Here is a 1,191-nt window from a genome sequence, read left to right as displayed (position 1 = left end):
CTAAGGAACCACTGATTTAATCCCCCCCGCCCGGAAAGTATGGTAAAATAGAAGGGAAGGGGGCAGAAGAAATGAAACAGGAAAGTTTCAGCGATATGGAGTACAGCTGCCGGAAAAAGAAAACGAAACGGGAAGAATTTCTGGAGATTATGGACGAGATCATCCCATGGGACGAATGGGTAGGAATTATCAGGCCGTACTATCCAACAGGAGAGCGTGGCCGTCCACCAATTGAGATTGAAATCATGCTGCGGATGTATTTGCTGCAATGTTGGTTCAACCTGTCAGATGAGGGCGTGGAGGATGCCATTTACGACAGCTATGCCATGCGGAAATTCATGGGGATCAACTTTTTTGAACAGGACGTCCCGGACGCCACCACGCTGCTGCATTTTCGGCATCTGCTAGAGGAACACGGGATTGGGAAATTGTTTTTTGATGCCATTAACCACTGCCTGGAGCGGGCTGGGCGGATGATGCGGGGCGGCAGCATTGTGGACGCCACGCTGATTAGCGCGCCCAGCTCCACCAAGAACGCGGAAAAGAAGCGAGACCCCGAAATGCACCAGACAAAAAAGGGAAATCAGTGGCATTTCGGTATGAAATGCCATACCGGGGTGGATGCGGGCAGCGGGTTTGTCCATACGGTGGAAGCTACGTCCGCCAATGTCCATGATGTCACCGTAGCGGCGAAGCTACTGCGGGAGGATGACGAGGTCGTCTATGGGGACAGCGCATACCTGGGGCTGGAAAAACGGGATGAAGTCAAACATGACCCTCAGCTTTCCACCATCGAATACCGAATCAACCGCCGTCCAGGTCGGCTGCCCAAGGTTTCCGACAACGCCATTGACTGGGAGCGATACATTGAAAACCGCAAATCCGCTGTACGCTGTAAGGTGGAGCATCCCTACCGAATTGTGAAGAATATTTTCGGTTTCCGAAAGACAGTTTACCGCGGACTGCAAAAAAATCTCAACCGATTACACGTGCTCTTTGCCAGTGCAAACCTGTATATGCTTGCCAGGGCGGGCGGTTCATTACGCCCCGCTTGGGGTTCCTGCGCCCTTTAGATCGGATAAGAGAGGGAGAATGAGTGTTTTACCCTCAATACGGGCCTATACTTGGATTTTTACCCCCAATTTCGATTGCATATTGCGTTTGACGGGCCTTTAATCAGCGGTTCCCTAA

Annotated in this window: 1 protein-coding gene; it reads left to right on the top strand. The window is 51.6% G+C overall.

What is annotated here, in order from left to right; genetic code table 11:
* The first annotated feature begins 71 nt into the window (after positions 1 to 71).
* Positions 72 to 1,073: an IS5 family transposase gene (locus NFS22_RS23595; protein ID WP_251320059.1), complete on the top strand. Its 1,002-nt coding sequence runs from the start codon at positions 72 to 74 to the stop codon at positions 1,071 to 1,073.
* Positions 1,074 to 1,191: the final 118 nt, after the last annotated feature.

The sequence above is a fragment of the Flintibacter muris genome, assembly GCF_943192995.1.
GTDB lineage: Bacteria > Bacillota > Clostridia > Oscillospirales > Oscillospiraceae > Lawsonibacter > Lawsonibacter muris.
Note: the sequence above shows the minus strand (reverse complement) of the source record. Positions and strands in the feature narration are given on the sequence as shown.